This window comes from Thiolapillus sp., assembly GCF_048562965.1.
Taxonomy (GTDB): domain Bacteria; phylum Pseudomonadota; class Gammaproteobacteria; order Chromatiales; family Chromatiaceae; genus Thiolapillus; species Thiolapillus brandeum_A.
The window spans coordinates 1-624 of the sequence record NZ_JBHNMF010001443.1 but is presented as its reverse complement, the minus strand read 5'-3'; the positions used below and the strand labels follow the sequence as shown (position 1 = coordinate 624).

General features: G+C 60.9%; 2 protein-coding genes. Both read left to right on the top strand.

What is annotated here, in order from left to right:
• Positions 1-88 precede the first annotated feature (88 nt).
• Complete coding sequence (gene tnpA, locus ACOCD2_RS24835; protein WP_295513567.1) at positions 89-403, top strand: IS66 family insertion sequence element accessory protein TnpA; 315 nt, start codon at positions 89-91, stop codon at positions 401-403.
• Positions 403-624 (top strand): IS66 family insertion sequence element accessory protein TnpB (tnpB, locus tag ACOCD2_RS24830; protein WP_419590609.1); only part of this gene is annotated, 222 nt, incomplete at its 3' end. The genes tnpA and tnpB, both read left to right, overlap by 1 nt.

Below are 624 nucleotides of genomic sequence, written 5' to 3'. Positions count from 1 at the left end.
GCCGTAAGCGCCCAAGAATCCACACCTATTTTCCACACCTGACCCTGTGCAGACTTTCTCCCCGAATCCCACGACAGAGGAGAAAGCAATGGATACTTCCGATATCACCGAAGGCGCGCCGTTCTGGCAGCCACACATTTCGGCCTGGCCACAATCCGGCCTGACGCAGAAAGCCTACTGCGAACAACAGGAACTGCGGTATAGTACCTTTGGCTACTGGGTCCGCAAGCTACGCCGGGCGGCCGAACCGGCAACAGAGAAGAAGGGGGCGGGCTTTGTGCCGGTGATCCCGGCCACGGTGCAGCCCGCCGGCCTGATCCTGAGCCTGCCCAACGGCCTGGAGATCCGGGGAATCGCGACTGAGACCCTGCCGCTGGTGAAGCAACTGCTGGCGGTGCTGTGATGGAATACCGGCTGCGCCCGCATCCGCAGATGCCGCGGATCTACCTGTATCAGGACCCGGTGGACTTCCGCAAGAGCTTCCGGAGCCTGGCTGCGATCGTCGAACAGGAGCTGGGCCACAACCCCTTTGAGGGGGCGCTGTATGCCTTCACCAACCGGCGGCGGGACAAGATCAAGCTTCTGTATTGGGAAGACAATGGCTTCGTGCTCTATTACAAGAGC

Coding starts and splice junctions, on each gene's coding strand:
- tnpA (WP_295513567.1), top strand. CDS start 89: ATGGATACTTCCGATATCACCGAAGGCGCGCCGTTCTGGCAGCCACAC.